This window comes from Aureimonas sp. CAS (assembly GCF_059838215.1).
On sequence record NZ_CM187563.1, the window covers coordinates 2,711,318 to 2,724,890 of the forward strand.

At 68.1% G+C, this 13,573-nt stretch carries 14 protein-coding genes; 5 read left to right on the top strand and 9 right to left on the bottom strand.

What is annotated here, in order from left to right:
- The first annotated feature begins 29 nt into the window (after positions 1 to 29).
- Both AC6R2M_RS12970 and AC6R2M_RS12975 read left to right on the top strand, forming a co-directional pair.
- Positions 30 to 485: a DUF4112 domain-containing protein gene (locus tag AC6R2M_RS12970; RefSeq protein WP_500482776.1), complete on the top strand. Its 456-nt coding sequence runs from the start codon at positions 30 to 32 to the stop codon at positions 483 to 485.
- Between the two features lie 188 nt (positions 486 to 673).
- On the top strand, positions 674 to 1,198 hold the full coding sequence (locus AC6R2M_RS12975) for a cytochrome b (RefSeq protein ID WP_500482778.1): 525 nt from the start codon (positions 674 to 676) through the stop codon (positions 1,196 to 1,198).
- Between the two features lie 10 nt (positions 1,199 to 1,208).
- Here the strand turns inward: AC6R2M_RS12975 and AC6R2M_RS12980 are convergent, their stop codons facing one another.
- On the bottom strand, positions 1,209 to 2,429 hold the full coding sequence (locus AC6R2M_RS12980) for an alanine racemase (protein ID WP_500482780.1): 1,221 nt from the start codon (positions 2,427 to 2,429) through the stop codon (positions 1,209 to 1,211).
- A gap of 137 nt (positions 2,430 to 2,566) precedes the next feature.
- On the opposite strand from AC6R2M_RS12980, the gene AC6R2M_RS12985 reads away from it, so the two are divergent.
- Positions 2,567 to 3,835, top strand: a complete 1,269-nt coding sequence (locus AC6R2M_RS12985) for an amidase (RefSeq protein ID WP_500482782.1) — start codon at positions 2,567 to 2,569, stop codon at positions 3,833 to 3,835.
- Positions 3,836 to 3,912: 77 nt separating this feature from the next.
- A complete protein-coding gene (locus AC6R2M_RS12990) occupies positions 3,913 to 4,119 on the top strand; it encodes a hypothetical protein (RefSeq protein WP_500482784.1) in 207 nt (68 codons plus the stop codon).
- Between the two features lie 193 nt (positions 4,120 to 4,312).
- Here the strand turns inward: AC6R2M_RS12990 and metF are convergent, their stop codons facing one another.
- Positions 4,313 to 5,224 (bottom strand): methylenetetrahydrofolate reductase [NAD(P)H], encoded by a 912-nt coding sequence (gene metF / locus AC6R2M_RS12995; RefSeq protein WP_500482786.1) that lies wholly within the window; start codon positions 5,222 to 5,224, stop codon positions 4,313 to 4,315.
- A 15-nt stretch (positions 5,225 to 5,239) separates the two neighbouring features.
- Entirely contained in the window at positions 5,240 to 6,235 is a 996-nt protein-coding gene (locus AC6R2M_RS13000; RefSeq protein WP_500482788.1) for an ArsR/SmtB family transcription factor, read from the bottom strand.
- A 124-nt stretch (positions 6,236 to 6,359) separates the two neighbouring features.
- On the opposite strand from AC6R2M_RS13000, the gene AC6R2M_RS13005 reads away from it, so the two are divergent.
- Positions 6,360 to 6,653, top strand: coding sequence for a DUF2293 domain-containing protein (locus AC6R2M_RS13005; protein ID WP_500482790.1), 294 nt, complete (start codon positions 6,360 to 6,362; stop codon positions 6,651 to 6,653).
- A gap of 425 nt (positions 6,654 to 7,078) precedes the next feature.
- Here the strand turns inward: AC6R2M_RS13005 and AC6R2M_RS13010 are convergent, their stop codons facing one another.
- The 6 genes from AC6R2M_RS13010 to AC6R2M_RS13035 all read right to left on the bottom strand — a co-directional run bounded on the left by AC6R2M_RS13010 (position 7,079) and on the right by AC6R2M_RS13035 (position 13,563).
- Entirely contained in the window at positions 7,079 to 7,480 is a 402-nt protein-coding gene (locus AC6R2M_RS13010) for a response regulator (protein WP_500482791.1), read from the bottom strand.
- On the bottom strand, positions 7,473 to 8,945 hold the full coding sequence (locus AC6R2M_RS13015) for a sensor histidine kinase (RefSeq protein ID WP_500482793.1): 1,473 nt from the start codon (positions 8,943 to 8,945) through the stop codon (positions 7,473 to 7,475). The genes AC6R2M_RS13010 and AC6R2M_RS13015 overlap by 8 nt, the downstream gene beginning before the upstream one ends.
- Before the next feature lie 168 nt (positions 8,946 to 9,113).
- Positions 9,114 to 10,763, bottom strand: a complete 1,650-nt coding sequence (ettA, locus tag AC6R2M_RS13020; RefSeq protein WP_500482795.1) for an energy-dependent translational throttle protein EttA — start codon at positions 10,761 to 10,763, stop codon at positions 9,114 to 9,116.
- 171 nt (positions 10,764 to 10,934) lie between these two features.
- Positions 10,935 to 11,915: a ribonuclease T2 family protein gene (locus AC6R2M_RS13025; protein ID WP_500482797.1), complete on the bottom strand. Its 981-nt coding sequence runs from the start codon at positions 11,913 to 11,915 to the stop codon at positions 10,935 to 10,937.
- Between the two features lie 32 nt (positions 11,916 to 11,947).
- Positions 11,948 to 12,778 (bottom strand): ABC transporter permease, encoded by an 831-nt coding sequence (locus AC6R2M_RS13030; RefSeq protein ID WP_500482799.1) that lies wholly within the window; start codon positions 12,776 to 12,778, stop codon positions 11,948 to 11,950.
- Positions 12,775 to 13,563: an ABC transporter ATP-binding protein gene (locus AC6R2M_RS13035; RefSeq protein ID WP_500482801.1), complete on the bottom strand. Its 789-nt coding sequence runs from the start codon at positions 13,561 to 13,563 to the stop codon at positions 12,775 to 12,777. Before AC6R2M_RS13035 ends, AC6R2M_RS13030 begins: the two co-directional genes overlap by 4 nt.
- Positions 13,564 to 13,573 lie beyond the last annotated feature (10 nt).

The following is a 13,573-nucleotide window of genomic DNA, read 5'->3' on the forward strand; positions in this document are numbered from 1 at the left end:
GTCCCGGCCCGAAGGGAGCCCAGGAGACGATGAGAACGACGGAGTTCGGAGCGGGGGAGTTCGAGGCGCGCTACGCCGCCGAGGAAGCCGCCTTCACCCATGCGGAGAAGATGCGGCGCCTGGAGCGCATGGCCAAGTTCGCGCGGGCGATGGACACGGCCTTCCGCATTCCGCTGACGAACATCCGCTTCGGCTCGGACGCCGTGATCTCGCTCGTTCCGGGCCTCGGCGACGCGGTCGCAGCCGGCATGGGCCTCTTCGTCGTCAACGAGGCGCGCAAGCTCGGCCTGCCCTGGCACAAGATCGCGCGCATGGTCGGCAATCTCGGCATCGACGCGGTCTTCGGCGCCGCCCCCGTCGTCGGTACGGTCTTCGACGTCTTCTTCAAGGCGCATCTGCGCAACATCGACATCATCCTCGACCATTTCGACTACCGGCCCGAGGACATCCGCACGGACATGAAGGACGTGACGCCGCGCGTGTGACGCGCCCTCGCCGCTTCGAAGCCCCTTGCCGGCCGATCCGGAATGGTTCTGGAGCGCCGTTCGTCCGTTCGGACGGACAAAGGTCGTTCTATCTCCTTGATTCCACGCATCGGCCTTTCCGGAAATCGATTCCGATTTTCGGGCCGATGCTGTAGCCTTCACCGTCGTCACGACGACGGGAGGGCCCCATGCCGAACGCAGCCGCCGGTTACGCCGCGCCGTCTCGATGGCTCCACTGGATCGTCGCGATCCTCCTCTTCGCGACGCTGCCCTTGGGCGCGGTCATCAAGTTCGTCGCCCAGGACTACAAGCTCACCTTCTACATGCTGCACGAGTCGCTCGGCTTCGCGATCCTGTGGCTGATGCTGGCGCGGCTCGCCGTGCGCCTGATCCGGCCGCCCGCGCCCCGCGCGCCGATGCCGCTTTGGGAGGAGCGCCTCGCCCATCTGGTGCATGGGGCGCTCTACGTCGTCCTGATCCTGCAGCCGATCTTCGGCTTCCTCGCCACCAACGCCTTCGGCTTCCCGCTCGAATGGTTCTGGCTCGTGCCCGTCCCCTCCCCGCTCGGCGAGGACCAGACGCTCGCCCCGCGCCTGATGGCCGTCCACGTCGCGCTCGGCTACGCGATCCTCGTGCTCTTCGCCGCGCACATGGCCGGGGTGCTCTGGCACCGGCTCTACCGCCGGGACGAGACCCTGGCCCGAATGACCTGACGCGTCGGGCTCAGTCCGCCATCGTCTCTAGGCTCGCATAGCCGTCCGCGTCGCCGCCCTCGTCGAAGGGCGTCGTCACCTCCACGAAGGTGTCGGGATAGAAGCCGTTGAAGCGGGTGCGGAGCGACAGCGAGTAGGCGCCGATATGGCCGATCTCGATCCAGTCGCCCGTGTCCACCGTTTCGGGCAGCCAGAACGGCCGCGACAGGATGTCCACCGAATCGCAGGTCGCCCCGCACACGCGGAAGGCCGAGACCGTCTTCGGGTCGCCCGTGCGCCGCGTGCGGGCGGGATCCGGAATGAACCGCGCCGGGAGCGTGATCTTGCCCGTCCAAGAATCCGACAGCGAGGCCCAGATGCCGTCGTTGATGTAGAGGCGGCGCCCCTTTCGAAGCAGCACGCGCACGATCAGCGAGAAGGCGCGCGCCACGACCACGCGTCCCGGCTCCGCGACGAGGGGGATGTCGGTGAAGCCCCATTCGGAAAGGTCCGAGCGCAGGCGCGTCATGATGGCGTCGAGGCCCGGCATCTCCTTCTTCTTGCGGCGCGGGTCGTGCCCGTATTGTGCGGGGAAGCCGCCGCCGACGTCGAGGCCGGCCAGCGGCACGTCGGCTCTGGAGCGCACCCAGTCGGCCGAGGCGAGCGCCCGCTCGTAGGTCTCGGGGTCCTCGATCTGCGAGCCGACATGGAAGCAGAGGCCCACCTTGAAGCCGATGCGGTGGCAGCGCTGGAGAAGTTCCACGGCATGGGCGGGCGCCGCGCCGAACTTCTTCGACAGTTCGTAGGCCGCGTGGCCCCTGGTCTGGAGCCGCACGAAGATGGTGATCGTGCCGGGGTCGAGATCGAGCGCGCGCACGATCCGCAGGATCTTCGCCACCTCGTCCTCGTGGTCGAGGCTCATCACGCGGATGCCGTAGGTCTCGAGCGCGAGCCGGATGTCCGACTGCGCCTTGATCGGGTGCATGTAGAGCATCTCGGCCGTCGGCGCGACGGCGCGCACGGCCTCGAACTCGCCCGGCGAGGCCACGTCGAACGCCTCGACGCCCGCCTTGGCCAGCGTCTCCAGCACCATCGGCTCCCCATTGGTCTTCACCGCATAGGCCGTCTGGCCGGGAAAGGCCTTCATGAAGCCCTGCACATCCTGCCGCAGGATGTCAGGGCGGAAGCAGTAGACGGGGGCGTCCGGGCGAAGGGTCAGCGCGGCGTCGCGCGCGGTCCTGAACGTCTGCAAGGAAGGCTGGCTCCGCGAGAGGATCGAGAAGGATCGGTCGACGGTCACATAGGCCGTGCGGGTGGCGTTGCGATGAACGATCTGCAAAGGAGGCGCAAGGGAAGGCGCCGAAAAGGCGTTTCGGAGGAGTGTGGACGATGCATGCCAGCCCCATCAGCCTGAGCCGGATCGTTGCCGACATCGAGAGCGGCGCGACGACGCCCGCCCGCTGGATCGGCGAAACGAAGGAGCGCATCGACGCGGTCGAGCCCGAAATCCGGGCCTTCGCCCATCGCGCGTCCGACGAGGCCCTGGCGGACGCCGGACGGGCCACCGGGCCGCTGGCCGGCGTGCCGCTCGGCTTCAAGGACATCTTCGACACCGCCGACATGCCGACCGAATACGGCTCGCCCATCCACGCGGGCTTCCAGCCGGCGAGCGACGCGACGCTGGTCGCGGAGGCCCGCAGCGCGGGCGCGGCCGTCATGGGAAAGACGGCGACGACGGAGTTCGCCTTCCTGACGCCGACCGTCACGCGCAATCCCTGGAACACGGCCCATACGCCCGGCGGCTCCTCCTCCGGCTCGGCGGCGGGTGTCGCCAGCGGCATGCTGGCCGGCGCCTTCGGCTCGCAGACCGCCGGCTCGGTGATCCGCCCCGCCTCCTTCTGCGGCGTCGCCGGCTACAAGCCGAGCTTCCGCCTTCTGCCGACCACGGGCATGCGCCCGATGGCCTGGACGCTCGATACGGTCGGGCTCTTCGCCAAGGGGGTCGCCGACGTCGCGCTCCTCGCCGACCTCGTCTCCGGGCGCGAGCTTCGCGTCGCGGAGGATGAAGAGGTCGCCGGCCTGACGGTCGGCCTCTATCGGGCGGCGGCCGATTCCGAGCTCGAACCCGCCATGGTCGAGGCTCTGGAGAAGGCGCGCGGGATTGTGGAGCGCGCCGGCGCACGGGTCATCGACGTCGACGAAACGGCGGATCTGAGAAGGGCGCACGAGGTCCAGTTCTCGATCCAGCTCTACGAGAGCGCGCTCTCGCTCGCCCATGAGCGGCGCCTGCATGCCGACCGGCTGAGCCCCGGCCTGCGGGCATCGCTCGACGAGGGCGCCGCCGTCACGCCCGCCGAGTACGACACCGCGCGGCGCTTCGCACGGCGGGGCCGGCGCGAGGTGACTGCGCTCTTCGAACGCGTCGACATGCTGCTCGCGCCGTCGGCCCTCGGAGCCGCGCCGGGATCGCTGGAGACGACGGGATCGCCCTCTCCCAACCGGCTCTGGACGCTGACGGGGAACCCCTGCGTCAACGTGCCGGGGCTTCTCGATCCCGCCGGAATGCCTCTCGGGCTGACGATGGTGGGTCGCTTCGGCCAGGACCGCGCGACGCTGGCGGCGGCGGCCGGTCTGGAGCGTGCGATCGCCCGCTTCTGACGCCGCAGGGGCCGACGGGACGGCCGCCTTCGTTAAAGCTTGTGAAGAATTTGAGACGAATTCGAGAGGCCAACCCTTTGGCCCGTCAGGGCTTCCAGCCGGCTCGCCACATTTCGTTCACGGTTTTGCAACGTTCCGGGCTTTACGAAGTTGAAGGATTGATTAACACTGAAACATCACGTGACGAGGAGGCCATGATGGAAATCACGCGTTCGTTGAATTTTCTGCTCGCCGGTGCCGCCTTCGTTTTCGTCGGCGCTGTCGTGGCCGGCTTCATCTCCTGAGGACGACAGCCCTCTCGACCTTGAACCCTACAAACGAAAAGGCCGGATCACAGCGATCCGGCCTTTTTCGTTCGAGCGATGCCTAGAGCGCCGTGCGTCCGTTCGGACGCACAAAGGTCGCTCTATCTCTTTGAACCTGCGCATCAGGCTTTCCGAAAATCGATTCCGATTTTCGGGCCGATGCTGTGGCCCCTCAGGCCGCTTCCGCCTCCGCGCCGTCCTCGGCCGCCCGTTCGGGGCGCAGCCCGAGGATATGGCAGATCGAGTAGACGAGATCGGCCCGGTTCATCGTGTAGAAGTGGAAGTCGCCGATCCCGCGCTCGGTGAGGTCCAGGACCTGCTCCGCGCAGACGGCCGCGGCCACGTGGCTGCGCGTCGCCGGATCGTTCTCCAGCCCCTCGAAGCGTTGCGCGAGCCAGGCCGGGATCGACGCGCCGGTCGCCGCCGAGAAGCGCGCGATTTTGGTGAAGTCGTGGATCGGCACGATCCCCGGGACGATCGGCACGTAGATGCCGGCCCGGCGGGCGCGCTCGACGTATCGCTCGTAGATGTCGTTGTCGAAGAAGAACTGGGTGATCGCCCGCGTCGCGCCGTTGTCGACCTTGCGCTTCAGGATGTCGATGTCGGTGGCGAAATCCGGGCTCTCCGGGTGCTTCTCGGGATAGGCCGAGACCGAGACCTCGATCGCCGCGTCGATGGCCTTGATGCCCGAGACGAGCTCCACCGCGCTGCGATAGCCGTCCGGCCGCGGCTCGTAGGTCGAGCCCGCGCCGCCCTGCCCGTCGCCGCGCAGCGCCACGATGTGGCGCACGCCGGTCGCGCGATACTCGCGGACCACCTCGTCCACCTCCTCGCGCGAGGCGTCCACGCAGGTCAGATGCGCGGCCGGTGCCAGTTCGGTCTCTCCGATCAGCCGGCGGATCGTCTGGTGCGTGCGCTCGCGCGTCGAGCCGCCCGCACCGTAGGTCACGGAGACGAAATGGGGCCGCAGCGGCGCGAGGCGCTGGATCGACATCCACAATGTCTCCTCCATCGCCGGCGTCTTGGGCGGGAAGAATTCGAAGGAGACGCGGATGCCCGGAGCGGGGGACTTCTGCTGGACCATGTCGTTCGGGCTTTCTCAGGCGATTTTCTGGAGGGCGGGCGCGGCGGGGGGACGCGGGTCGCGTCCGATCGCGACGATGACGGTCAGTTCCTCAGGGCGCGCGCCGGGCGGCGCCAGGGAGCGCACCCGTTCGACCACCAGGCCGGCGGACGTCAGGAACCCCTCGATCGCCGCCTCCGAGAAGCCGAGCCGCAGATGGGCATGCTCCTCGCGCAGGAACTCGTTGTCGTGCGGAGCGAAGTCGATGACGGCCAGCCTGCCCCCGGCCGAAAGGGCACGGGCGGCCTCGGTGACGGCCGCCTGCGGGTCGGCGAGGTAGTGCAGCACCTGATGCAACGTCACGATGTCGAAGCCGTCCGGCTCGACCGGCAGATGGTAGGCGTCGCCGTGGCGCACGGAAACCTGTCCGAGCCCGGCGGAATCGAGCTTGGCGCGGGCGAAGGCCAGCATCTCGCGCGAGGCGTCCACGCCGACGGCGCGCCGCGCCAGCGGCGACAGGACCTCCAGCATCCGCCCGGTGCCGGTTCCCACGTCGAGAAGCGCCTCGACCGGTGCGTCGCCAAGCTCCGCCAGAAGCACCGCCTCGACATCGGCATCGGCCGCATGCAGCGATCGCAGCCGGTCCCATCGCGAGGCGTTGGCCGCGAAATAGGAGGCCGCGTGCTCGGCCCGCTGCGCGCGCACGGCCGCGAGCCGCTCCGCATCGCGCACCAGAACGGCATCGGAGGACGACAGGCGCGCCTGCAGCGCGCGGACGATCTCCTGGATCGCCGCGTCGTGCGACAGGCGAAAATAGGCCCATGCCCCTTCCTGATGGCGCTGCAGCACGCCACTTTCGACCAGCAGGCGCAGATGGCGGGAGACGCGGGGCTGGGATTGGCCGAGAATGGACGTCAGATCGCTGACGGTGAGTTCGTGATCGCACAGGAGCAGCACGATGCGCAGGCGCGTCGGCTCACCGAGCGCCTTCAGACGCTCCACCCCTTCCGCCAGACCCATCGCGTCGGACATCGACCACGCCTCCACATATAAGGATATCCTTATATGATTCTCCGGCGAGCGTGGCAAGCGACGAGAACGAGAGGCCGATGTGGCGACCGGACGACAAAGAGCGATTGCAAGGGCGCTGACGGCGTTGCTGCCGCGCGTCCCGTTCCTGGACGCGGAGGCGATCCGCTCGGCGGCGGGGTCGCGGCATATGCGGGATCTGACCACGGAGGCGGCCGTGTGGCTCGCCACACTCGCCCATATCCGCCACGAGCATACGGAGTACGACGCCCTGCGGGACGAGGGCTACGAGCGCGACGAGGCGCGCTTCTTCGTGCTGGACGTGGTCAACGCGATGCTGGACCGCTGGGGATCGACGCGCCGTCTCGTTTCGGTGGAGGCGGAGGCCGCGGGTGCGGAGGATCCGGGCGAAGGGGTCTGACTCCCGGCGCCGCGTGGCGCCGTCGAGCATTCCGCCGCACCGAGCGGGCGGTATTGCCGTTCGCCGGTCGAAACCTGCCGGCGAAGCGGAGAAGCAGTCGGAGCTGGCTCTCGATCAGAAATCGTTGCGCGAGGCGCGGATGGCTTCGATGCGACGAGCCGCTTCGCGCTTGCGGGCCTCGACCATGCGGTCGAAGGCGTTGCGGCCGGCGGACTTCAGCTTGTTCAGGATCATCGACGATCTCCTCTGAGCATTCGTTGAGCTTGAGGAGATATTAGTCGAACGCGCGTCTCCGAGTTACCGGACCCGACACATGGCAGCCATGCAGGCGGCGGTCGGTTCGTCGTCGGCCCGGAACCCCGTCCGCGCTTCGAAATCCCGGCCTGCCGGTCCCGGCGGGCGGGACGGGGCGTCCCGCCCGGGCCTCAGGCGGGGGCCGAGACGGCCTCCTCCAGCGTCCGGGCGACCTGGGTGTCCGTATAGGGCTTCTGGAGCACGGGGCGTGTCTGCCATTCGGGCATGACCCCGCTGCGGCCGTAACCGGTCGCGAAGATCACCGGCACACCCCGGCGGCGGAGGGCATCGGCCACCGGATAGACCTTCTCGCCTCCCAGATTCACGTCGAGGATCGCGACGTCGATGTCTGAGATGCCGTCGAGCATCTCCAGTGCCCGGTTAAGCCGCATGGCGAGGCCGACGAGGTTGCAGCCGAGATCGGCGAGAATGTCCTCCAGCTGCATGGCGACGAGGCTCTCGTCCTCCACCACGAACACACGAAGCGAGGCGAGCGACTGCGCGCCCGGCCGGCTTCGCCCGATGTCATCCACCTGCAATGTCCTCGATCTCCGTCAGCGGAATCTCGAAGCGACAGATGAGCCCGGCCGGCTCGAAGGCAAGGTCGAGCGACCCGTCGAGTTCGCCGGTGACGATCCGGCGCAACATGTTGAGGCCGAAAGCCGGCACGACCTCGCCCGGCACCGGCGCGCCGACCTCCCGCCACGTGATGGCGAGCCGGCCGCCCGAACGTTCCGCGATCGACCAGGAAACGTCCAGACCGCCCTCGTCCCGCGAGAGGGCGCCGTACTTCACCGCGTTCGACGCCAGCTCGTGAAAGACCATCGCGAGGGCGATCACCGCCTTCGAGCGAAGCCGCACGGGCTTGCCCGACAGATGGACGCGCGCCTGATCGTAGATCGAGAGTTCCTTCAGGAGAACGGTCCTGAGGTCCGCCGCTTCCCAATGGCGCTCGCTGAGAACGTCGTGGGCGCGCGACAGCGCCTGGACGCGGGCGTCGAAGGTGGATTGCGCCACGCGCGGGTCGTAGTCGCCTCGGAAGCTCTGGCGGGCGATCGACTGCACGGAGGACAGCGTGTTCTTCACGCGGTGATTGAGCTCGTCGATGAGAAGACGCTGCCGGTCGTTCGCGCGCACATTGTCGGTCTGGTCGGTGGCCTGGACGAAGACCCCCGACACATCCCCGTGCTCGTTGCGGATCGGGCGGTAGGAGAAATCGAGATAGGCCTCCTCGGGGGCGCCGCCTTCGCTCTGCGCCATCATCACGCGTACGGATTTGCCGCCCGTCGGCATGCCGGTCATGTAGACCGCGTCGAGCATTTCGAAGAAGCCCTGCCCCTCCAGTTCGGGAAGGGCGGCGCGCACCTTGTTCCCCACGAGATCGCGTTCGCCGACGAAGCGCCGATACATCGCGTTGGCGAAGGTGAAGACGTGCTCGGGTCCCTGCAGGACGGCGACCATGCCCGGCGCCTCCTCGAAGAGACGGCGGAAGTCGGTGACCTCTTCGCGCTCGGAGCGCTCCACCGCGGCCTCGGCCTCGCGGGCGCGCTGGACGAGCTCCAGTTCGCCAGGAAACATGCGAAAGGGCACGGCCGCCGCCTCGCGCAGACGCACGAGCTCGGTGATGTCGACGGTGTTCTGCAGGACGAAGATCACCTCTCCGTCCGCGCCGAACAGCGGGGTGTGGACGGCCGTCCAGTAACGGTCCTCGATGCCGCCGCCCAGATGCTCGGAACGCGGAATGGCGTAATGGATATAGGCCAGCGTATCCGGCTTGCCGCTGGAGATGACGCTGCGCAGCGAGGCGACCAGCCGGCGTCCGGCATCGCCGTCGTTCGGGAAGGCCTCCATGATCGCGCGGCCGAGAAGGTCCGCTTCGGCAACCCCGACGGCCGCCTCGTAGGCCGGGTTGGCCGCCGCGTATCTCAGATCCCGGTCGAGGATCATGTGAGGGCTCGGCAGCGCGTGAAAGAGCTGCCGGAAGTTCAATCGGTCCATGCCTCTACGTCGCTCGTCCACTCCTCGGGGGAACGCCCGAGGATCCTGGTCGCCGCCCCGCCGGGGCCGGCCGTCGCGCATCCGCGAAGGACGGCCTGCATGGCGATGTAGCCGCCGGAGCGCCGCCGGGAAGAGGCGCGGACCGGCGAAGTCGAAGCGCTCGGGCCTTCAGCGCGTCAGGCGCTTGTAGGTCGGGCGCTTGGGGTTGACGCTTTCGGGGCCGAGGCGACGGATCTTGTCCTGCTCGTAATCCTCGAAATTGCCCTCGAACCACTCCCAGTGGCTGTCGCCCTCATAGGCGAGGATGTGCGTCGCCAGACGGTCGAGGAACATGCGGTCGTGGCTGATGACAACGGCGCAGCCGGCGTATTCCTCCAGCGCGTCCTCGAGGGCCGCGAGCGTCTCGGTGTCGAGATCGTTGGTCGGCTCGTCGAGCAGGATGACGTTGCCGCCGGTCTTCAGCATCTTGGCCAGATGCACGCGGTTGCGCTGACCGCCCGAGAGCGTGCCGACCTTCTGCTGCTGGTCCGGCCCCTTGAAGTTGAAGTTGCCGACATAGGCTCTGGAGTTCATCTCGAACTTGCCGAGCTTCATGATGTCGACGCCGCCGGAGATCTCCTCCCAGACGTTCTTGTTGCCGTCGAGGTGGTCGCGGCTCTGGTCGACATAGCCCAGATCGACGGTCTCGCCGATCGTGATCGAACCCGAATCCGGCTTCTCCTGCCCGGTGATCATCTTGAACAGCGTCGACTTGCCGGCGCCGTTCGGGCCGATGATGCCGACGATGCCGCCCGCCGGCAGCTTGAACGAGAGGTTCTCGATCAGGACGCGGTCGCCGTAGCCCTTGGTCAGGTTCTCGACCTCGATCACCTTGTTGCCGAGACGCTCGGAGGCCGGGATGACGATCTTGCCGTCCGCCGGACGACGGTTCTCCGCCGCCTCGACCAGCTCGTGATAGGCCTGGATACGCGCCTTGGACTTGGTCTGGCGGGCCTTGGCGCCCTGCTGGATCCACTCGCGCTCGCGGCTGATGGCGCGCATGCGCGCATCCTGCTCGCGGCCCTCCTGCGCCATGCGCTTGGTCTTCTTCTCCAGATAGACCGAGTAGTTGCCCTCGTAGGGCACGCCGCGCCCGCGATCGAGCTCGAGAATCCAGCCCGTCACGTTGTCGAGGAAGTAGCGATCGTGCGTGATCATCAGGACCGAGCCCGTGTACTCGCGCAGATGCTTCTCCAGCCAGGCGATGGTCTCGGCGTCGAGATGGTTGGTCGGCTCGTCGAGGAGCAGGATGTCGGGCTTGGACAGGAGCAACTTGCAGAGCGCCACGCGGCGCTTCTCGCCGCCCGACAGCGGGCCGACGGCCGCATCGCCCGGCGGGCAGCGCAGCGCGTCCATCGCCATCTCGACCTGGTTCTCCAGGTCCCAGAGGTTCTGCGCGTCGATCTCGTCCTGAAGACGGGCGCCCTCGTCGGCCGTCTCGTCCGAGTAGTTCATCATCAGTTCGTTGTAGCGGTCGAGGATCGCCTTCTTGTCGGCGACGCCCTCCATCACGTTCTCGAACACGGTCTTGGACTCGTCGAGCTTGGGCTCCTGCGGCAGATAGCCGACGGTCGCGCCCTCGGCCGCCCAGGCCTCGCCGGTGTAATCCTTGTCGACGCCCGCCATGATCTTCAGCAGCGTCGACTTGCCCGCGCCGTTCGGGCCGAGGATGCCGATCTTGGCGTCCGGGTAGAAGGAGAGGTGGATGTTCTCCAGCACCTTCTTGTTGCCGTAGGCCTTCGTCAGGTCCGACATGTGGTAGATGAATTGGCGCGCCATTAACGTCCCGGTCGTCGTTCGAATGAATGATGAGTTGGCGCGCTTCTACAGCATCGGCCCGGAAATCGGAATCGATTTTCAGGAAACCGACGCCTCGGTCAGGCCCGTTGGAGCCGTCGAGGAGGAAGGCGCGCCGCCTGGCTTGTCAGATGGGGATCGACCCGCCCGCGCTCAACCGGCGGCGAGCCCAGCGGCGTCCACCTCGCCCCGCCGGCATCCGGGAGAGACGTTCCGCGCGCCATGAATGAGGTCCGCCAGCGGAGCGTCGGGCGAGCCGGAGAGCTCGATCCGCAACTCGCGGATCAGCCGCCGGCCGTCCGCTTCCGCGCAGTCGACGAGGACGCGCGACCCCGCCCCGCGTCCGAAGGCCTCGTCGAAGGCGGCGCGGATGGCGGAGGCGTCGAGCGTCTCCCCGACCGAGGCCTCGAAGAGGTCGCGGACGGAACTGGCGTTCAGCTCGTTCAGAAGGCGGACGGAGACCGCGAAATAGGTCTGCGCGTCCCCCGGAAAGCAGGAGCCGTGCTTGATCCATTGGTGCCGGTCGAGCCCGGAGGCGACGCCCGGCATCACCTCCGCCAGCGCCGCCTCGGTCGCGGCGGTCAGGTCCGGCGCGGGCAGGCGCTCCCAGTCGCCGCGTTCGTCGAGCGCCACCAGACGCGGCTCGACGCCGCAATAGTCCCGTCCGCGGGGCTGCGGCCAGAGCCCGTGCAGCGAGAAGCCGACATCGTCGCGCGCGCCGTCGCGGCATTCGGTGACGCGCGGGCGCGTCTCGCAGAAGGAGGGCTGCCAGCTCGCCGCCAGCAGGAAGTCGTCGCGCACCGCGCCCGGCCGCTCCGGCGAGGCTTCCTCGGCCTCCGCCGCCTGCGTCGCCTCGTCCTCCACGCGGCCGCAGCCATAGGCGACCCAGCGCCGCTCGGGGTCGGCGCCGGGCACGAGGATCAGATAGTGACTGCCCGGCACCGCGTTGCGCCCGACGAGCGCGTAGGTCCGCCCGGCCTGCGTCGCGACATTGCCGGGATTGTCGTCCGGGTTTCGGATCGACGGGGTCGCGGGACACGTCGCCTCGGCGACGAAGGCGCCGACCATCGGCACCTGCGCCTGAGCGCTCCAGGGCAGGACGGAAAGGATGGCGGCGAAAAGGACGGGTCTCATGGCCCCATCCATAGGCCAGACGCCCTCTCCTGTCAGCGCGCCGCTCCCGAACGATGCGCCCAGCCCGTCATGCGCTTTTCCAGGAGCGCCATCAGCGCGTACATGACGATGCCCTCGATCGCGAGCATCACGAGCCCGGCGAAGACCAGAGGCACGTTGAACTGCGACTGCGCGCCCAGCATCATGAAGCCGAGGCCGGAATTGGCCGCGATGGTCTCCGAGACCACCGAACCGACGAAGGCGAGCGTGATCGCGATCTTCAGAGAGCCGAAGAAGTACGGCATCGAGCGCGGGATGCCGACCTTGGTCATGATCTCCCATTTCGACGCGCCGAGCGCGCGCAAGACGTCCTCCATCTCCGGCTCGATGGTGGCGAGGCCCGTCGCCACGTTCACCACGATCGGGAAGAAGGCGATGAGGAAGGCGGTCAGGATCGCCGGCACCGTGCCGATGCCGAACCAGATGACGAGGATCGGCACCACCGCGACCTTCGGGATCGAGTTGAACCCGATCATGAGCGGATAGAGACCGGCGTAGATCGTGCGCGACCAGCCGACCAGCAGCCCGAGGCCCAGCCCGAAGACGACGGCGAGCAGGAAGCCCGCGACGGTGGTGAACAGCGTCTGCAGCGAATTCGTCCAGATCGCCGGCCAGTACTGGATAATCGCGCCGAGGATCACCGAGGGCGCGGGCAGGATGTAGATCGGCATCTGGAACAGCCGGACCGCGCCCTCCCAGATCACGAACAGCCCGATCGTGTAGAGCCAGGGCGCGAGCTTCACCCAGTCGACGCCGCCCCCGGCCTTCCTGCGCGGCTTTGGCTTGGCCTCGACGGCGCGGATGTCGGCGGGAAGCTCGCTCATGCCGCCACCCTCGCCTCTGCGATCTCGGCTCGGAGCTCGTGGACGAGATCGACGAAGGGCTTCTCGTACATCAGATCCAGCGGGCGCGGGCGGTCGAAGGGCACCTCGCGCTCCAGCTTCACCTTGCCGGGCCGCGCCGTCATCACCACCACGCGGTCGGCCAGATAGGCCGCCTCGCGCAGATCGTGGGTCACGAGGACGATGGTTATCCCCTTCTGCGCGTGGATGTCGCGGATCACCATCCACAGCTCCTCGCGCGTGAAGGCGTCGAGCGCGCCGAAGGGCTCGTCGAGCATGATCAGCTCGGGCTCGTGGATGAGCGCGCGGCAGAGATTGGCGCGCTGCTGCATGCCGCCCGAAAGCTGCCAGGGATACTTCGAGCCGAAGCCCTTGAGCCCGACGAGGTCGAGCAGCGCCTCGGCCTTGGCGACGTACTCCGCCTTGTGCCGGCGCAGCCGCCTCTTGTGCGGCTCCACGATCTCCAGGGGCAGGAGGATGTTGTCGAGCGTCGTTCGCCAGGGCAGCAGCGTCGGGTTCTGGAAGGCCATGCCGACGATCGACACCGGCTCCGACACCTCCTTGCCCGCGACGATGACGACGCCCTCGCTCGGCCCCTGGAGCCCGGTGACGAGCTTCATCAGCGTGGACTTGCCGCAGCCGGAAGGACCGACGACGGCGACGAACTCGCCGCGCCCGACCCGAAGGTTCAGGCCTTCCACAGCCAGCGTTCCGCCGTCGCCGCCATAGCGGAGCGAGACGTCGTCGAGCGTGACGAGCGGGTTCATGCCGGCGCCC

Excerpts from the sequence above, each read along its gene's own strand:
- AC6R2M_RS12970 (WP_500482776.1), top strand. The coding sequence starts at position 30 with ATGAGAACGACGGAGTTCGGAGCGGGGGAGTTCGAGGCGCGCTACGCC.
- AC6R2M_RS12975 (WP_500482778.1), top strand. The coding sequence starts at position 674 with ATGCCGAACGCAGCCGCCGGTTACGCCGCGCCGTCTCGATGGCTCCAC.
- AC6R2M_RS12985 (WP_500482782.1), top strand. The coding sequence starts at position 2,567 with ATGCATGCCAGCCCCATCAGCCTGAGCCGGATCGTTGCCGACATCGAG.
- metF (WP_500482786.1), bottom strand. The coding sequence starts at position 5,224 with ATGGTCCAGCAGAAGTCCCCCGCTCCGGGCATCCGCGTCTCCTTCGAA.
- AC6R2M_RS13000 (WP_500482788.1), bottom strand. The coding sequence starts at position 6,235 with ATGTCCGACGCGATGGGTCTGGCGGAAGGGGTGGAGCGTCTGAAGGCG.
- AC6R2M_RS13015 (WP_500482793.1), bottom strand. The coding sequence starts at position 8,945 with ATGGACCGATTGAACTTCCGGCAGCTCTTTCACGCGCTGCCGAGCCCT.
- ettA (WP_500482795.1), bottom strand. The coding sequence starts at position 10,763 with ATGGCGCGCCAATTCATCTACCACATGTCGGACCTGACGAAGGCCTAC.
- AC6R2M_RS13025 (WP_500482797.1), bottom strand. The coding sequence starts at position 11,915 with ATGAGACCCGTCCTTTTCGCCGCCATCCTTTCCGTCCTGCCCTGGAGC.
- AC6R2M_RS13030 (WP_500482799.1), bottom strand. The coding sequence starts at position 12,778 with ATGAGCGAGCTTCCCGCCGACATCCGCGCCGTCGAGGCCAAGCCAAAG.
- AC6R2M_RS13035 (WP_500482801.1), bottom strand. The coding sequence starts at position 13,563 with ATGAACCCGCTCGTCACGCTCGACGACGTCTCGCTCCGCTATGGCGGC.